Below are 16,785 nucleotides of genomic sequence, written 5' to 3'. Positions count from 1 at the left end.
AGTTTTTTAGCCCGTTTAGTAAGCACAATAAGCACAGTAATCACAGCGATCACAGAGTCAATCACAGAGTATAGAAGGGTCTAGCGTCTGCATGGAAATGCCTCCAAAGAATAACCGCGAAATGAGAAAATCAAACCCACAAAGTTCAGCCCAGAAGGCAGCACGAAAGAAGAATGCCATCTTGCGTTATAGCCTGGCGGGTTCGTTAATTGTTGTCGGTATTATCTTGTTAGGAGTGGCGCTGGCACGCCTGGCTGGTGTTAGCTTTGGTGCGTCAACCGTCCAAGAGAAACCGATTAGCGCCGTATTGACCATGGCGCAGCAGCATAAGCTGAAGTCGGTCTCGCTTAGTGGCAATGACGTTACCGCGACAGCCGCTGATGGCACACAGATCCACGCGGTCAAAGAAGAGGGTCAGCCTGTCACGCCTTTCTTTACCCAAAATGGCGTCACGGTTGATGTTCAGGATCCGCAGAGTGGTCAGTGGGTGCAGGGACTTGAGGCCCTGGTGTTGATTCTCCTGGTTGTTGGTTCCATGGTGTTCTTCATGCGCCGCAGTGGTGGTATGGGTGGTCAGGCAGCTCCCTTTGCACGCTCGAAGGCGAAGCGTTTTAGCGAGTCCCGCCCGTCAATTCTCTTCAAGGATGTCGCTGGCGTCGAAGAGGCCAAGATGGAGCTGCAAGAGATTGTAGAATTCCTCAAGCATCCTGCCCGCTTTACTCAGATGGGTGCGCGTACCCCGAAGGGCGTCTTGCTGGTTGGTGCTCCAGGCACAGGTAAAACGCTTATTTCGCGAGCAGTCGCCGGCGAGGCTGGAGTCTCTTTCTACAGCGTCAGCGGTTCTGAGTTCGTTGAGATGTTTGTTGGTGTAGGTGCGGCGCGTGTACGCGACCTCTTCAAAGAGGCCAAAGACCATTCCCCATGTATCATCTTCATTGACGAGATCGACGCTGTTGGTCGCCAGCGTACCAATTCAGGTATGACCGGCAATGATGAGCGTGAGCAGACCCTGAACCAGTTGCTTGTTGAGATGGATGGCTTTGATAAAGAGACCAACATTGTGGTGATTGCTGCCACGAACCGCCCTGATGTGCTTGATCCCGCGCTGCTGCGTCCTGGCCGCTTCGACCGTCGTGTGATGCTTGATAAGCCTGACATTCGTGGCCGCCTGGCGATCCTGAATGTGCACGCTAAGGGCAAGCCCATGGCGCAGGGCGTCCTGATGGAAGACCTGGCACGCCAGACCGCTGGCTTCTCTGGTGCCGACCTGGCGAACCTCTTGAACGAGGCCGCTCTTCTCGCCGCACGTAATGGCCTGACCGAGATTCAGAAGCCTCACCTTGATGAGTCCATTCTGCGTGTGATGGCTGGTCCTGAGCGCAAGAGCCGCGTGATCACCGAGGCTGAGAAATCCATTATCGCGTACCACGAGGTTGGACACGCCATCGTTATGCGCTCGGTACCGGGTGCGGACCCTGTGCAGAAGGTTTCCGCCATCGCTCGTGGCATGGCCCTGGGTATCACGGTTCAGGCCCCTGCCGAGGATCGCTACCTCTTGCGCCGTTCGGAATTGCTTGCTAAGATGGCAGGTGCCATGGGTGGACGTGCCGCTGAAGAGATTATCTTCGGTGATATCACCACCGGTGCGAGCCAGGATATTGAGTATGTAACCGGTATCGCGCGGCGCATGGTCTGTGAATTTGGCATGACGCCTCTGGGTAATGTAGCGCTCAAGGCTGATGCCGATGGCACAAGCCCATTTAGCGCTGAGACCGCAGCCAAGATCGACGCCGAGGTCTCCACGCTGGTCAACCAGGCCTATGCTACAGCCCTCGACATCCTGCGCGAGAAGAAAGAGAAGTTGATCGAGATCTCAGAGCACCTGATCCAGGTTGAGACCATTGACGGTGTTGAACTAGACTCGATGTTGTTCGCCGCATAGTGCCTTACAGAAACCTGAGCGCGAAGCGCTAGCCACGACAGTGGCGTTGGTTTCTGCATAAGAAGATTGTCAGGACAGCATGACACGAACATTCATTGCCCTTGAAATGAATGATGCTCAGCAGCGCCACCTGTCGGAGGTAATCCGGCAGGTGGCGCTGTCTTTTCCCAGCATTCGCTGGGTCAATCCCGAGAGCATCCACCTGACCTTAGCCTTCCTGGGAGAGCTTGATGACGAGCGCCTGGAGACGGCGATTGAGGCCGCACAGGAAGCTGCCCAGCAGGCAGTATCATTCAGTTACCGTTTGACGCAATTAGGGGCCTTTGGCCCCCCTCACGCTCCCCGCGTCATCTGGATGGGGATTGAGGAGCCAACGGGCAAACTTGAGCGCGTCTACCGGGCGCTGAACCGCGAACTCCGCGCGCGGCGCTTTGAAGTGGAACGGCGGCCCTTCTCGCCACATCTGACGCTAGCGCGTGTCAAGACGCCCCTTGATCCTGTTGCACAGCAGGACTTGCAAGCCTTGTTACAGAGCAAGCAACAGGGACTGACCACGAATGAAGCGTATATGATTAAAAGCCTGCACGTTATGAAAAGCGAGCTCTCACATGGTGGCGCGCAGTATACCTGTCTGCAAGAGTGCTTGTTTCAGCGTTAGAGCGCGACTTTGTACGTACTCTAACTGCCGAGGCTGCGAACTCCTCCGCCTTTAGCGCTATCCATCAGGATAAGAAGCTATGGCCTGAATCGTGAAATTTTTGTGTGCCCACCTTGAACTATGGGCAATCTATCTGTATGATTGATCTTTAGACTGTGCAATCTATCTATACTGTGTAGGGGGCCTGGAAATGACATGGAAGGGGGTTGACAAGAGTTGGTAGTTAGGGTATCCTCCACAATAAGTAATCGACACAGGTCACACGCACTGGCGAGGTTGCTATGCGCAGTGACTTTACTGTGTGCGTTATTGTTACACGAGACGTTGCTACTGGCAGGCATGGCCTTGCTAAAGATGTACAAACTTTGTAAAAGCGAAGCGGAGAGAAGATAATGGCAGCGACATACACAGCGCAGATGCGGTCAGCAATGTTTGCTGACAAATGCCACGCTCGTAGTATGTCCAGTATGCCTGAAGCGATGTCTGCTGCGTCTCAGTGTGCTGCTCAAATGAACGCGAAGAAGAGCACTGCTTCTAAAACCGACGTAATCTACACGTCGGTTTTTTTGTTGGCTGTGGTCCTTCTGACTTCCGTATTCTCCATTAACGTTGTATTCTTGCTTAGCTTGCTTGGCCTTATTAGCCTTATTGTACTCCTCCTTAGCAGCCTTACCGGACTAAACGGGTTTGCGAGTCTGGTAGGGCAGAGTAAGAAGCAAGCCACGAGAATTGCAATGGGAGATTAACGGGAGCAACGAAGCGACCAATCCAAAGAAGGTAACCTGATGAGGGCCTCCCTGGTGGAGGCCCTCTTTTTGTTATCTTTGAAAACTGCTGCGGAGGAATTATGGCAATCGCGACCAATATTATGCAGGAAGCAGGAAACACCCGCGAACGAAACGCCGGGGCACGCGAGCTGACCGGAAGCCAGATTGTGTGTGAGGCACTCGTCCGCGAAGGTGTGGATTTTATCTACGGTTATCCCGGTGGCGCTATTATGCCTTTCTATGATGCGCTGTCCTCTTATCCCGCCTTACATCATGTACTGGTGCGTCATGAACAGGCGGCGTCGCATGCCGCTGATGGCTATGCGCGTGCGACCGGCAAGGTAGGTGTGTGTGCTGCCACGAGTGGTCCAGGCGCGACGAATCTGGTCACAGGCCTGGCGACAGCCTTTATGGATTCAACCCCTATGGTGGCAATTACCGGCCAGGTGGCGCGTACCTTTATTGGACGCGATGCTTTCCAGGAGACAGATGTCATCGGCATCACCCAGCCAATTACCAAGCATAGCTATCAGATTCAGCGCATCGAAGAGATCGCTCCTACGATTCACGAAGCCTTTCGTGTGGCGCGGAGTGGGCGCCCTGGTCCTGTGCTGGTAGATATTCCCAAGGATATTCAGCAGGGCAAGGGCTGGTATGATCCCACGCAATATCAAACCTCAGAGGAGCAACTACGCGAAGAGCGGGAGCGGCCCGAGCGCCCGGCTCCTCATTTGATTGTCCAGGCCATCGAACTCCTCGCCTCCGCCCGGAAGCCTCTCATTATGGCAGGTCATGGTGTCATCCTATCGAGCGCCTACAAAGAGCTGAAGGCCTTTGCGGAGAAGGCTGACTTACCTGTGATCACCACGCTTCTGGGGCAGAGTGCCTTCCCAGAGGATCATCCTTTGCACCTGGGTATGCCAGGCATGCACGGCCCGGCGCACGCCAATCGCGCGATTGGCGAGGCCGATGTCATCGTTGGCGTCGGTTTGCGCTTCGACGACCGGGTGACTGGGAAGGTGGCCGAGTTTGCGCCTAAAGCGCGCATTATTCACATCGATATCGATCCCTCAGAGATGCACAAGGTCAAAATCGCGACTGTACCCATTGTGGCGGACGCACGTATCGCCCTGGAGGCTCTGGCTGAAGCGGTTCAGCCCGCCGATCACCAGGAGTGGCGGCGCGAGATCCGTTCCTGGCAGGACGAGAGTGAGTCGCGCACCGGTGCCGGTCAGTGGGATCCTGCCTTCCCCAGTCCCATAGACATCCTGGGAGAGATACGCAAGCAGACCGATGGCAACGCCATTATCGTTACTGATGTCGGACAGCATCAGATGTGGACGGCCCGCCACTACACCTGGACGCGTCCCAATAGCCACATCACCTCCGGCGGACTTGGTACTATGGGCTTCGCCCTTCCCGCCGCGATGGGCGTGAAGATGGGTATGCCGGACGACTCGGTGTGGGCTATCGCCGGTGATGGCGGCATCCAGATGAATATCCAGGAGCTGGCGACACTTCAGCAGGAGCGCGTTCCTGTTAAAGTCGTCATCATGAACAATGGCTACCTGGGCATGGTGCGCCAGTGGCAACAATTCTTCCATTCGCGCAACTATTCCGAGACGCCCATCACGGGTCCAGACTATCTCAAACTGGCTGAGGCGTATGGGGTGACAGGTATCCGCGTCACAAAAAAGGAAGAGGTCGCAGCCGCGATTCAACGCGCCATTGAGACACCGGGAACCGTGATTGTCGAGTGTATTATCGAAGCCGAGGCCTGTGTCTATCCCATGGTTGCCCCTGGATCGGCTATCACCAGTATGATCGAAGAGAGTGAAAGGAGTGCCTAAGATGCTGGCTGCGCCAATGTCTAATTTTTCAGCAAGCGGCTCTACTGCGCGTGCAGGCCAATCGGAGAAGGCACGCGAAACCGTCCAGGCACATACGCTCATCGCCCTGGTCCAGGATCGTACCGGTGCCGTAGACCGGGTGGTTGGTCTGATGCGGCGGCGACGCGCGAATATGCAGACGCTTGTCCTGGGTCGTAGCGAGGTTGATGACGTGGTACGCGTCACGGTCGGCGTTGACGACTCTGAAGTGGCGGTTGAGCACCTGGTTGAGCAACTGCGCAAAATCCTGGATGTGCGCAACGTCATCAACATTCCAGAGCAAGAGGCCATTTCGCGTGAGCTGGCGCTGATCAAAGTCGCCTATACGCCCGCGCAAAAGACCGAAATCTTTGAGATCGCGCAACTTTTTAGTGCGCATGTCGTCGACGTGGCTGCGGAGACCATGACCCTGGAGGTCAGTGGCAGCACAGCCAGGGTCGAGAAATGCGTTGCGCAGTTGAACCCATATGGCATTCGTGAAGTGGCCCGTTCGGGACGCGTCACGATGGCACGTGGCACCAACGACTAGGTGCCACGCGCGCCTGGTCTCTGACGAGAGATCAGCAGTCAGGCCTCTATCTTTATTGACATACAGAGCCCACATTACCTTTTTATACGAAACCCAACCCCCATTCGGGGTACGGCGCCACTCACGTGGCTAGCGCTTCGCGCCCAGGTTTCCGATAGGCAGGTACATAGAAATTATCAATGAGGAGTGAAACACTATCATGCCAGCAACTATTTACTACGATTCCGACGCAAATCTCGATTTCATCCAGCAGAAACGCATCGCTGTTATTGGTTATGGCAGCCAGGGCCACGCGCATGCGCTCAATATGCGCGATAGCGGATGTGAGGTCGTCATTGGCCTGCCCAGCGGGAGCAAGAGTCGCGCCAAGGCCGAGGCCGAGGGCCTGCGCGTAATGACTCCGGCTGAGGCCTCTGCCTACGCGGATGTGATCATGATCTTGATCCCTGACCAGCATCACCGCGAAGTCTTTGAGCGCGACATTCGTCCCGGCCTAGCCGCGGGCAAGATGATCCTGGTCGCACATGGCTTTAGCCTGCATTATGGCCAGATCGTTCCCCCCGCCGATGTCGATGTTGCCATGGTCGCTCCCAAAGGACCAGGCCACATGGTACGTCGCCTCTATGTTGATGGCGCGGGTATCCCCGGTCTCTGGGCGGTCCTCCAGGACGCAAGCGGACAGGCAGAGGCACTGACCCTGGCCTATGCACGCGCCATTGGCTGCACGCGCGCGGGTGTTCTGCATACCACCTTCAAGGAAGAGACCGAGACCGATCTCTTTGGCGAGCAGGCCGTGCTGTGTGGCGGTGTTACCGAACTCATGCGCGCGGGTTTTGAGACCCTGGTCGAGGCTGGTTACCAGCCAGAGTCGGCCTATTTTGAGTGTCTGCACGAGATGAAGCTCATCGTCGACCTGATCTACGAAGGTGGCATGAACTACATGCGCTACTCCATCAGCGATACTGCTGAGTACGGCGATTATATCACCGGCCCCCGCCTGATTAATCAGCAGGTGCGCGCTGAGATGAAGAATGTGTTGAAAGATATTCAGGACGGCACTTTTGCCACACGCTGGATTCAAGAGAACCAGGCTGGCCGCCCCGCCTTTATGGCCATGCGCCGTAGGAACAGCGAGACCCAGCTAGAGCAGGTCGGCAAAGAGCTGCGCTCGATGATGCCCTGGCTCTCCTCGAAGGAGAAAGCGTCTGAGCAACAGGCGGAGCCAAAGGCGGAAGTCGAGACCAAGAGGTAGCAGCAAGGTTGCTGCACGACCTCGCGAAGTGAGCTGAAGAAAGGGAGACACTGCACCATGGAAGCTTCTGAGGTAGTAAAGATTTTCGACACCACCCTGCGTGACGGTGAGCAGTCGCCAGGGGCAACGATGACAATTGAAGAGAAGTTGCAAGTAGCGGAGCAGCTCGTTGCGCTTCGGGTAGATTGTATTGAGGCAGGCTTTCCCGCGGCCTCCCCTGATGATCTTGCCGCAGTCCGTGAGATCGCGCGCCGGACGAAAGGGGTCGCGGTAGCCGCGCTTGCGCGTGCCACGGCAGACGATATCGACGCGGCCTGGGATGCCATTCGCGAGGCTGAGCATCCCGTGATTCATGTCTTTCTTGCTACCTCAGATATCCATCTTCAGCACAAGCTGAACATCAGTCGCGAAGAGGCCTTGCAGCGCGTGAAAACCATGGTAGCGCGCGCCCGTGCTTACTGCCCGACCGTCGAGTTCTCGGCGGAGGACGCCACACGCAGCGACCGTGACTTCCTCTGCCAGGTATTTGACGTGGCGATCAAAGCCGGGGCAAGTATTATTAACGTGCCTGATACCGTGGGTTATACCACGCCGGGCGAGTACGAAGCGCTCTTCCATTATGTGCGTGCGCATGTACCGGGCATTGAGCAGGTCACCTTGAGCGCCCATTGCCACGATGACCTGGGCATGGCCACGGCTAATACCCTGGCGGCAATTCGCGCTGGCGCACGCCAGGTCGAGGTCACGATCAATGGCATCGGTGAGCGCGCGGGTAACACAGCTCTGGAAGAGGTCGTCATGGCATTGCGCACGCGTCCAGAAGCCTTCGGGGCCGAGACACGTGTGCAGGCTGAACAGCTATTGGACGCCAGTCGCGTGGTCAGTCGCGTCACTGGCCTGCCGGTTCAGCCAAACAAAGCGATTGTCGGCCTCAACGCCTTCGCGCACGAAGCGGGTATCCACCAGGATGGAGTCCTCAAGCATGCCCTGACGTACGAGATTATGACGCCTCAGTCGGTAGGCTGGGGCGACACGAATCTGGTGCTGGGCAAGCACTCGGGGCGACACGGTCTGGATGCGCGTTTGCGTAAGCTGGGATACAGGCTCTCGGCGGAGCAGCTCAAGTACGCATACAAGAGCTTTATCGCGATGGCTGAGCGGCAGAAAACCGTGGTGGATCATGACCTGGTCTATATCGCAGAGTGCATGCAAGAAACCCCCTCGGCGGTGTAGCATATATTGCTCCCATGGTTGTGATTGTAACGTCCGTGAGTGCCGAGGCGTGAATACGTTTCGGCACTCTTTTTTTCTATTATCATGGAGGAATATACGCATAATTGTGTAAAAGTATTGACATCAGAACATGCTACTTATGTAGATCTTTGATATGACTTTTGTACTGATATTGTCATTTATATTGTAAAACATGGTAGAATAGCCGAGAAGGCGAAAAGGAGAAACGCGATGCGTCTTCAAATGGAAAGGCAGGTAGCCGCCGATGGCACTGGCATTACCTGCTTCAGTAGAAGTCTTAGCGCCAGCGACGTCCGCTAACTTAGGCCCTGGTTTTGATAGCCTGGGGCTGGCGCTACAGCTATACAATCGATTTAGCGTAGTGGAAGGTGGTGTGGACCCGCTTCTTCCAGAGATCGAGGTCCTGGGACCGCTGGGTTCAGGACTAGAGCGAGGGGCTGATAACCTCTTCTTTCGCGCGTTTGCGACCTTGTTTGAGCGCCAGGGTGAGCCTCTACCGGCGGTGCGCATTCGTATGCAAATTCACATTCCTCCGGGGTGTGGATTAGGTAGCAGCGCGACCGCGGTCATTGGAGGACTTGTCGCGGCGAACGAGTGGTTGCGTAAGCGCGGGAAGGCGGTGTCCAGGGATGATTTGTTGGATCTGGCGGTTGAAATGGAGGCGGGCAACCATCCGGATAATGTCGCTCCAGCCTTGCTGGGGGGACTGGTGGCCACAACCATGATGAATGGGAAGGCGCATGCCATCAAGACGCCTTTTCCTGAAGCGTTAAAGGCCATCATCTTTACACCAACCTTTCCTATGGATACCGTGGCAGGTAGGGGACTCCTGCCAGCAAGCTATACACGAACAGATGTTACATTTAATACCGGGCGCGTGGCGCTGTTGTTATCGGCCTTGCAGATGGGGAAATATGAAGTGATTGGAGAAGCTATGCAGGACCGACTCCATCAACCGTACCGCCAGACCCTGTTTCCCGCGATGGACAGCATCATTCAAGCCGCCAAAGACGCGGGAGCATATGGGGCCTGTCTCTCGGGTGGTGGTTCATCGCTTATCGCCCTGGCGAGCACACGCTTCTCAGAAATTTTGCGGGCTATGCAGTTGACGGCGCGTGAGCATGGGGTAGAGGGAACGGGTAGGGTGTTACGAGCTGACCAGAATGGGGCTAGAGTTTTGCAAACTCCACGAACTCGTATACGAAAGGAAGACAGTGCGCGTTATGGCGATCAATTCTGCTGGTCTCCAGCCAGGCCGGGGGGCAGGTAAGGAAAATATGCAATCTCATGCGACACTTGTACCTGAAATAGCGGCTCTCTTGTCAGCCATACAACTGCGGTGCGTGGAGTGCTCAGCACTCTACCCACCAGTCGAGGCCCAGTCCTCTTCGGCGACGGGCCTGGTGCCGCGCTATCGTTGTGAATGTGGTGGAGTGCTCGATGTCGAGCTGGAGTTTACGCTTCCCAAACAGGTGGGAATGCAGGGCGATGAGGAGAGTTGGCACTTGATGGAGCGCGCCAGCAATGCCTCAGCCGTAGGAGCGCTCTGGCGCCAGGTCTTTGATGAACGCGCCTCATCTCCGCCTATCTGGTCGATCAGTACAGATAAATTATTGCTTGACTATAGCGGTGTCTGGCGCTATCGCGAATTGATCTTGCCCGCGCCCGAACGCTATGTCATTACGCGCCCGGAGGGGAATACGAACCTCTATCCTGTGGGCATGGAGAACTGTCCCGTAGGGCGTATCGGCCATCGCCAGATTGGTACATATGCAGGTTTGGAACTGTTTTTCCTCAAGCACGAGGGTGAAAATCCAAGCGGCAGTTTTAAAGACCGCGGGATGACCGCCGGGGTAACCATGGCCAATATGCTGGGGGCCAGCGCCGTGGCCTGTGCCTCCACCGGCAATACCTCGGCATCGCTGGCGGCATACGCCGCGCAGGCTGGCATGCGTAGCATCGTGTTTCTGCCTGCGGGCAACGTGACAGCTGGCAAACTTGCGCAAACGATGGCTTATGGTGCGACAACGGTCCAGATCGAGGGCGATTTTGATGCCGCGATGCAGCTGGTGGAGCAAGTCTGTAACGAGTTGGGGATCTACCTCTTAAACTCGCTGAATCCCTTCCGCGTTGAGGGGCAGAAGGCCATCGGCTTCGAACTCTTACAGCAGCTTGACTGGCAAGCCCCCGATTGGCTGATTCTACCCGCAGGAAACCTCGGCAATATTTCAGCGATTGGGAAGGCCTTCCGCCAGGCATATGACCTCTCCCTCATTACGCAAATCCCGCGTATCGCCGCGATTCAGGCCGCGGGTGCCAATCCCTTTTATCAGAGCTATCAACAGCAATTCCAGAAGCGGGTCAGTGTGAAGGCCGATACTGTGGCCTCAGCCATCAAGATTGGCAATCCCGTGAGCTATGCGCGCGCCCGCGCCGTCATTGAGGCCTGCGATGGCATTGTCGCCCAGGTCACAGACGAGGAGATTCTGGCTGCTAAAGAGATTATTGATCGCTCGGGAATTGGCTGCGAGCCTGCCTCCGCCGCTACCCTGGCTGGTGCGCATAAACTGGTGGCCGAAGGCGTCATCAAGCGCGATGAGCGTGTCGTTGGTATTCTTACGGGCAACCTGCTCAAAGATAACGTGACGGGTATTCCCCAGCAGCGCAATAGCGCAGTTGTGAAGCCCAACCTTGATGCTGTGCGGGCTATGCTCGCGCAGTAACGCATACCCCTTACACTCCCTACCGCTCCACCGGTAGAGCCGTGCCGGCTAGAGTGGTTGCGAGAGGTCGCGCGGTGACGAGGTCCGCGCGGCCTCTTTTTATTATTCGTGTCCCTGGCAAAACGAGAGAGGTACTGCTACAATAGAACGAAAGAATGTACATCTCATCGCGTCTCTCGTGAGGGAGTGCTGTGCCAAAGAGGGCTACCGTGAACACGTCAAAACGTTTTAAGCTCAAATCCGTGCGCGACCTTGTTCCGCCCTGGAACATGCCTTCAGATCCGGTCAAAGCTGTTTTGTGGTTTTTGCACTGGTTTCTGCGTGTGCTCGTCCATTTCTTCTGGCTGCCCATTGGAGTGATGTGTGTCTATGAGCTGGTGGCGAACTGGATGGCTGGGGGAGCCTGGAATGGCATTGTGAGCGCCTTTGTAACCCTGTTTGTAGGAATGCTCGTCTGGGGAATTTTGTACGCCATTACCCTGGCTGTCAACTTCGCCACGCGTGTCTCGCAAGTCATCGCCAATGTCTCGCGCTTGCAGGATCAGATGCCTGACATGTCTGGCTTTAGCCCGTTTGATACTCCCTTTAGTCAGACTCAGCAAGATCCGCCCAGAACGCGCATTGTCGAAGGGACAATCACAGATTTAGAAGAGGAGCGACGCAGGCGACGCTCTGAATCATGACGTTGCGTTGGCCGACACGTCATGCGCTACAAAAGCACGCGTCTACATATGCAGGTATGAGATCGCCCGTACCTGCATATGTAGACGCGTACTTTTGTAGCGTCGTCGCCCCCACAGCGTCAGTCCCCACCACATAGCTCAATTAGAGGCTGCTCTCTTTGTTTTCCTGGTTCCAGAGGCGCCATGCCGCATCCTCAGCGGAGGGGACATATGAGCGGAGCAGGAGGCCCTCACCTTGCAGGCGATACTCGCCCAGGGAGGCGGGCAAAATCATGGTCTCACCACGTTTGAGCGTTTCATGCTCCACGAAATCAGCTCCGTAGGCAATCGTCAGTGTGGCACCCAGCGAGGTGAGAATGATACAACTGTCAGTTGTGCGATCCTCGACAACGCTCTGTGTCTTCAAATTAAGCTCGCGTGAGACAAAATATTTGCAAGCCACCAGGCAGCGTTCTTCGTATTGCTCGCTACTATGGAGGACGACCGGGCGCATCTTGATTTGCGGGGAGACTTGATAGTGTGAGACATCGAGCGAGCGGTCAATATGCAGCTCACGCGGCTTTCCCGAGGCTGTCAGGCGTCCATAATCATACATGCGGTAGGTAACGTCTGAGTATTCCTGTAATTCATAGAGCAAAATGCCTGCGCCAATTGCATGGACGGTTCCTGCTGGCACGAAGACGACATCTCCAGCCTGTACGGTTTCGGTGTGCATAAGCGATTCAAGGGTAACGTCCTGAATAGCCTGGCGTACCTCTTCGCTCGTGGTCTCAGCCTCAAAACCATGCACGATGCTGGCCCCTGGCTCGGCGGCCAGAATATACCAGTACTCCGTTTTGCCTAGCTTGCCATACTCATGCTGTGCGGCATAGCCATCCTTAGGGTGAACCTGGACCGAGAGCTGGGCGTTGGCGTCAATAAATTTGGCAAGGAGGGGGAAGCGCTCACCGAATATTGCGACGGCCTGTTCTCCTAGCAAGGGCGTTCCCTGTTCGGCAACAAGGGCGCCCAGGGTCTTGCCCGCGTGGGGACCATTGAGTATGCGATTGCTGATTTCAGTCTCCCAGGACTCGCCGATGGCTGTATCATCTTCTGGGAGTTGCTTCCAGCTGTCGTGTTCCAGGCGGCGTCCACCCCAGATGGTTTCGTGTAGCGAAGACTCTAATCGAAGTGGGTATAGTAAACTCACAAAAAATCTCCCCTCGCATCCATACGTTGTGTTCTGTATGGAGCGTGTTTGTTTGTGGTAATGGGTTGCAGCGTGCGGCGCTATTTACTCGCTCGCTACGAGCAGGACTCCTTCGAGCTGGCGACGAAGCTTATCACGCATCATAATGCCTTTGATGCGATAGATCTCGTTCCCCCCTTTGAAGAAGACGAGGGTCGGAATGCCATCGATTGTGTACTGGTTGGTCAGGCCTTCCTCGTTTTCGACATTTACCTTCGCGAAGGTGACGCGATCCTGGTACGCTTTGCTGACCGCGACAAACTCGGGTTCCTGTATCTGGCAGGAATTACTCTTATCGGCAGCAAAGTAGACGACTACGAGCTGCGGAGCCTGGAGTACCTGCTCAGGAAAGTTTTCATTTGTAACAGAGATATACGTATCTGCCATACCATCCTCTTGGAAAATAGTAAAGAAGCGTTGTTCGTCTCTCAAGGTACCACTCCATTGATGGTACTGTCAAGAAGAGGTTTTTCCATGTACTTCCTCATACGTCCTATTACGCTTCTGGTAAGGATGAGAGGAGCGCCTCTGCATCCTCGATGCTATAGCGATATCCCTGTTCGGTCAGGAAGAGCTGACGGTTGGTGGAGAAATCCTGGTCGCATGTATCGCGTGTCACGATGGTATAAAAGTGCGCGATCCCGCCATTACTTTTGGGGCGCAAGATGCGCCCAAGTCGCTGAGCCTCCTCCTGGCGTGAGCCAAAGGTGCCAGAGACCTGAATCGCCACATTCGCGTCGGGCAGGTCAATGGCAAAGTTCGCGACCTTGCTGACGACCAGGCGTTTGATTTGTCCCTGGCGAAACTGTTCATAGAGCTTTTCACGCTGGCTTGTCGAGGTGCGCCCGGTGAGGAGAGGCGCCTGTAGCTCCTGGGCAAGCACTTTGAGCTGGTCGAGATATTGGCCAATGATAAGTACCTGGTCGTCTCTATGCTGCTCGGCCAGGAGGTGTGTCACCGTAAACTTGGCGGGATTCTCAGCGGCCAGGCGGTATTTCTCCCGTGTCTGTGCCATAGCATAGGTAAGCTGCCCCTCATCTGGAAGGCTGACGCGAATTTCATGGCACTCGGCAGTGGCGATCCAGCCCTGGCGTTCAAGCTCGCGCCAGGGAACATCATACTTCTTGGGACCGATCAGGCTGAAGACATCGGCCTCACGCCCATCTTCGCGTACCAGGGTGGCGGTCAGCCCCAGGCGACGGCGTGCCTGGATTTCGGCGGTGACACGAAAGACCGGGGCAGGCAGTAGGTGGACTTCATCATAGATAATCAGTCCCCAGTCATAGCTCGTCAAGAGCGAGAAGTGTGGGTAGTCGGCGAGCGATTCTGTGCCTTCCTCCTCACCATTGGCGCGGCGGTAGGTCAACATCTGATAGGTGCTGACAGTCACTGGCGCGATATCCTTGCGTTCACCTGTATATTCTCCAATCATTTCGGGAAGAAGCGAGGTTTTCGCGCGAAGCTCGTGAATCCACTGGCGTACCGCGACGGTATTGGGCGTGAGAATCAAGGTTGCGCGCTGAATGTCGGCCATCGTGACCAGGCCAACGATGGTTTTACCCGCACCGCAGGGGAGTACAACCACGCCGCTGCCTCCACCCGGTGCTCCACCTGCATAGAAGGCCGCGGACGCCGCCTGCTGATAGGTTCGAGGCATGAAAGGCTCTCCTACCTCATCGCGCTCACGGAGTTTAAAGGGCAGGGGCGAGCCATCGGCGTAGCCTGCAAGATCCTCAGCCGGAAAACCGATATGGATCAGCGCTTGCTTGATATGCCCCCTCCGGCTGCCGTCTACCAACAGGGTCGAGGCATCGCGTGGACATAGCAGGTAGGGTTGTATAAGCCGGTGATGAAGAATTTCGGTGATAAGGCGGGAATCTTCGGAGGCGAGCAGCAACTGGTCGCCATCGCGTATGAGCTTAAGACGACCATAGCGGCTGATATAGTCGTGGATATCGGTCAGTATATTTGGCGGAAGGGGGTATTTGCTATAGCGTTCAAGCAGGTCGACAATGGCTGGTGCCTGCATACCCCCGGAGGCCGCGTTCCAGAGCGAAAGGGGCGAGAGACGATAGGTATGAATGTGTTCCGGTGATTTCTCAAGCTCTGCAAAGCGTGAGAGCGCGTCACGAGCCTCGGCATGGAGTGAGTGATCGACCTCAAGTAAGACAGTACGATCACTCTGGACGATCATAGGGTTCTTGGGATTCATGGACTACACTCCAGGCATGCTCGCCCATTTATTAATATAATTCAGGATCGCGAGCACGGCAGGTTCTTCAAAGCCACGCATCAGGTGACGTGCGCCAGTAATAACTTTGATACCCTTGTGGCCGCTCTGTTGCTCCACAAAGGGTTCTAGCTTGTAGAGAGGACAGATCTCGTCGAACTCGCCCGTCACAAAGAGCTTGGGGCGTTCGAAGGGACGTGGAAAGCCACTTGTCGCGCGAAAGAGAGGGAGGCTCACAGAGACAAGCGTACGTACCCGTTGATCAAATGGGGCATAGAGGAGTCCAATATAAGCACCGAAGCCATGCCCCACAACGCAGAGCTTGGCTGGATTGGCTCCTGGGAGTGAGAGTGTCATGTCGATAGCGCCTGCCAGGTCCAATGGTTCCAGGCGCCCATCGGTTTGTTGCCCCTGGCTGCGACCAACGCCACGGAAGTTGAAGCGCACAGCGTACATCCCTGCCAGTGCCAGGGCGCGCGCCAGGACAACGAGCAAACTGTCGTTCATATTACTGCTGGCAGGCTGTGGATGGCATAAAATAACGACAGGCGCGAGCTGCATCTTCTGGAGCGGTTCATGGACGACCCCCTCCAGGATAAATGCGGGTTGCCCCTTGCTATAGAAGGAGATTGCTCGCTCCGCAGGTGCTGATAAGGTCATGTTGTGCCTCTCTCCCCTGATCAAGAAGATATTTCTGGAACGTATCTTATCTCAGCCTGGGACTAGCGTCAACTTTTCACGAAAAATACTGGGGGCCAGTTCTCTTTTTCTATCTGCCTCGGCTTGCAAGCTCATCTAGGGGTAAGGCGTGTGGTAGGTGGGTGCTGGCTCCACCAGCACCCACCTACCACACGCCTTACCCATCAGCGCCGCAGGCGCGAAGAGAGATGGTGGCGCATCTGTACCGTTCCTGGCGCTATTATAAACGCAAGAAAATACAAAAGTGTGGATTCTTATTATTGCCCATCATTATGTAGTACAAAAGTCACTATGTTGTGAGTTCCGCAAAAAAATTGACGAAATGGGCAAAATTGAGTGGCAAATACTTTGCATGGACCACGAAGGATGTTATACTGATTAAAGACATATGTATGCATATTTATAATTATGTTCGTTCGTATGTCAACTAGATGCATGATCTCGTTCCGCTACATGTCCTTTATTTTACGAGCCTTTCTGGTAATCCGTCACTGTGCTATGAGCAGCAAGAGGCAAGCGTACAGCGAGCATGTAAGTTCTATTTTGTGGGTCTATGGTGCAGTATTGCCTCTTGTGTATGAAGCCTTCCACCCCACATATATGTGCATTGGATGGTAAGTTCTTTAAGCTTGCAGGTTTTTTGCGCTCAGTACATTTTTGTTGAGCATAGAGGCGGTGGTGGTTGTCAGGGGGCTGGTAGAGGAAAGCGCATAGTACGCTTTACTAATGAAGACATGAGTACCTATACTATGCGGCATATTTCATGAGAACGAGTACGTGGAGAGTGGTGATAGCAGATGATGCTTACTGATGAGAGCGATATGTAAGAGCGGGAGAGAAATTGCAATCTCACGGACAAAAAGCTTCCACAAATTGTTAGTGTTTCATGACAAGAGTGGTATACGTGAGGTATACACAATGCGTAAAATGA

13 protein-coding genes are annotated in these 16,785 nt (G+C 55.1%); 9 read left to right on the top strand and 4 right to left on the bottom strand.

Annotated features, from left to right (window positions below; all coding sequences use genetic code 11):
* Positions 1-121 precede the first annotated feature (121 nt).
* The 9 genes from ftsH (at position 122) to KTE_RS05875 (ending at position 11,697) form a co-directional block, all read left to right on the top strand.
* Complete coding sequence (gene ftsH / locus KTE_RS05915) at positions 122-1,942, top strand: ATP-dependent zinc metalloprotease FtsH (RefSeq protein ID WP_236600295.1); 1,821 nt, start codon at positions 122-124, stop codon at positions 1,940-1,942.
* Between the two features lie 79 nt (positions 1,943-2,021).
* On the top strand, positions 2,022-2,600 hold the full coding sequence (gene thpR / locus KTE_RS05910; RefSeq protein WP_201379499.1) for an RNA 2',3'-cyclic phosphodiesterase: 579 nt from the start codon (positions 2,022-2,024) through the stop codon (positions 2,598-2,600).
* 868 nt (positions 2,601-3,468) lie between these two features.
* A complete protein-coding gene (gene ilvB / locus KTE_RS05905; protein ID WP_201386987.1) occupies positions 3,469-5,217 on the top strand; it encodes a biosynthetic-type acetolactate synthase large subunit in 1,749 nt (582 codons plus the stop codon).
* 1 nt (position 5,218) lies between these two features.
* Positions 5,219-5,785, top strand: a complete 567-nt coding sequence (ilvN, locus tag KTE_RS05900; RefSeq protein ID WP_201379497.1) for an acetolactate synthase small subunit — start codon at positions 5,219-5,221, stop codon at positions 5,783-5,785.
* A 199-nt stretch (positions 5,786-5,984) separates the two neighbouring features.
* Positions 5,985-7,037 (top strand): ketol-acid reductoisomerase, encoded by a 1,053-nt coding sequence (gene ilvC, locus KTE_RS05895; RefSeq protein WP_201379487.1) that lies wholly within the window; start codon positions 5,985-5,987, stop codon positions 7,035-7,037.
* 57 nt (positions 7,038-7,094) lie between these two features.
* A complete protein-coding gene (locus tag KTE_RS05890; RefSeq protein ID WP_201379485.1) occupies positions 7,095-8,270 on the top strand; it encodes a 2-isopropylmalate synthase in 1,176 nt (391 codons plus the stop codon).
* Positions 8,271-8,535: 265 nt separating this feature from the next.
* Entirely contained in the window at positions 8,536-9,561 is a 1,026-nt protein-coding gene (gene thrB / locus KTE_RS05885) for a homoserine kinase (protein WP_201379483.1), read from the top strand.
* A complete protein-coding gene (gene thrC / locus KTE_RS05880; RefSeq protein ID WP_201379481.1) occupies positions 9,515-11,014 on the top strand; it encodes a threonine synthase in 1,500 nt (499 codons plus the stop codon). The genes thrB and thrC overlap by 47 nt, the downstream gene beginning before the upstream one ends.
* 209 nt (positions 11,015-11,223) lie before the next feature.
* The gene (locus tag KTE_RS05875; protein ID WP_201379479.1) at positions 11,224-11,697 is read left to right on the top strand and encodes a hypothetical protein; all 474 of its coding nucleotides are present in this window, start codon (positions 11,224-11,226) and stop codon (positions 11,695-11,697) included.
* Between the two features lie 142 nt (positions 11,698-11,839).
* Here KTE_RS05875 and KTE_RS05870 read toward each other — a convergent pair whose 3' ends face one another.
* The 4 genes from KTE_RS05870 to KTE_RS05855 all read right to left on the bottom strand — a co-directional run bounded on the left by KTE_RS05870 (position 11,840) and on the right by KTE_RS05855 (position 15,815).
* Entirely contained in the window at positions 11,840-12,886 is a 1,047-nt protein-coding gene (locus tag KTE_RS05870) for a type I phosphomannose isomerase catalytic subunit (protein WP_201379476.1), read from the bottom strand.
* 84 nt (positions 12,887-12,970) lie between these two features.
* On the bottom strand, positions 12,971-13,312 hold the full coding sequence (locus tag KTE_RS05865; RefSeq protein ID WP_007906035.1) for a co-chaperone YbbN: 342 nt from the start codon (positions 13,310-13,312) through the stop codon (positions 12,971-12,973).
* A gap of 109 nt (positions 13,313-13,421) precedes the next feature.
* The gene (locus KTE_RS05860) at positions 13,422-15,137 is read right to left on the bottom strand and encodes a DNA repair helicase XPB (protein ID WP_201379474.1); all 1,716 of its coding nucleotides are present in this window, start codon (positions 15,135-15,137) and stop codon (positions 13,422-13,424) included.
* A gap of 3 nt (positions 15,138-15,140) precedes the next feature.
* Complete coding sequence (locus KTE_RS05855) at positions 15,141-15,815, bottom strand: alpha/beta hydrolase (RefSeq protein WP_201379472.1); 675 nt, start codon at positions 15,813-15,815, stop codon at positions 15,141-15,143.
* Positions 15,816-16,785 lie beyond the last annotated feature (970 nt).

Source organism: Ktedonobacter sp. SOSP1-85, assembly GCF_016587415.1.
Lineage (GTDB): Bacteria > Chloroflexota > Ktedonobacteria > Ktedonobacterales > Ktedonobacteraceae > Ktedonobacter.
This window is presented reverse-complemented; position numbering and strand designations above follow the sequence as displayed.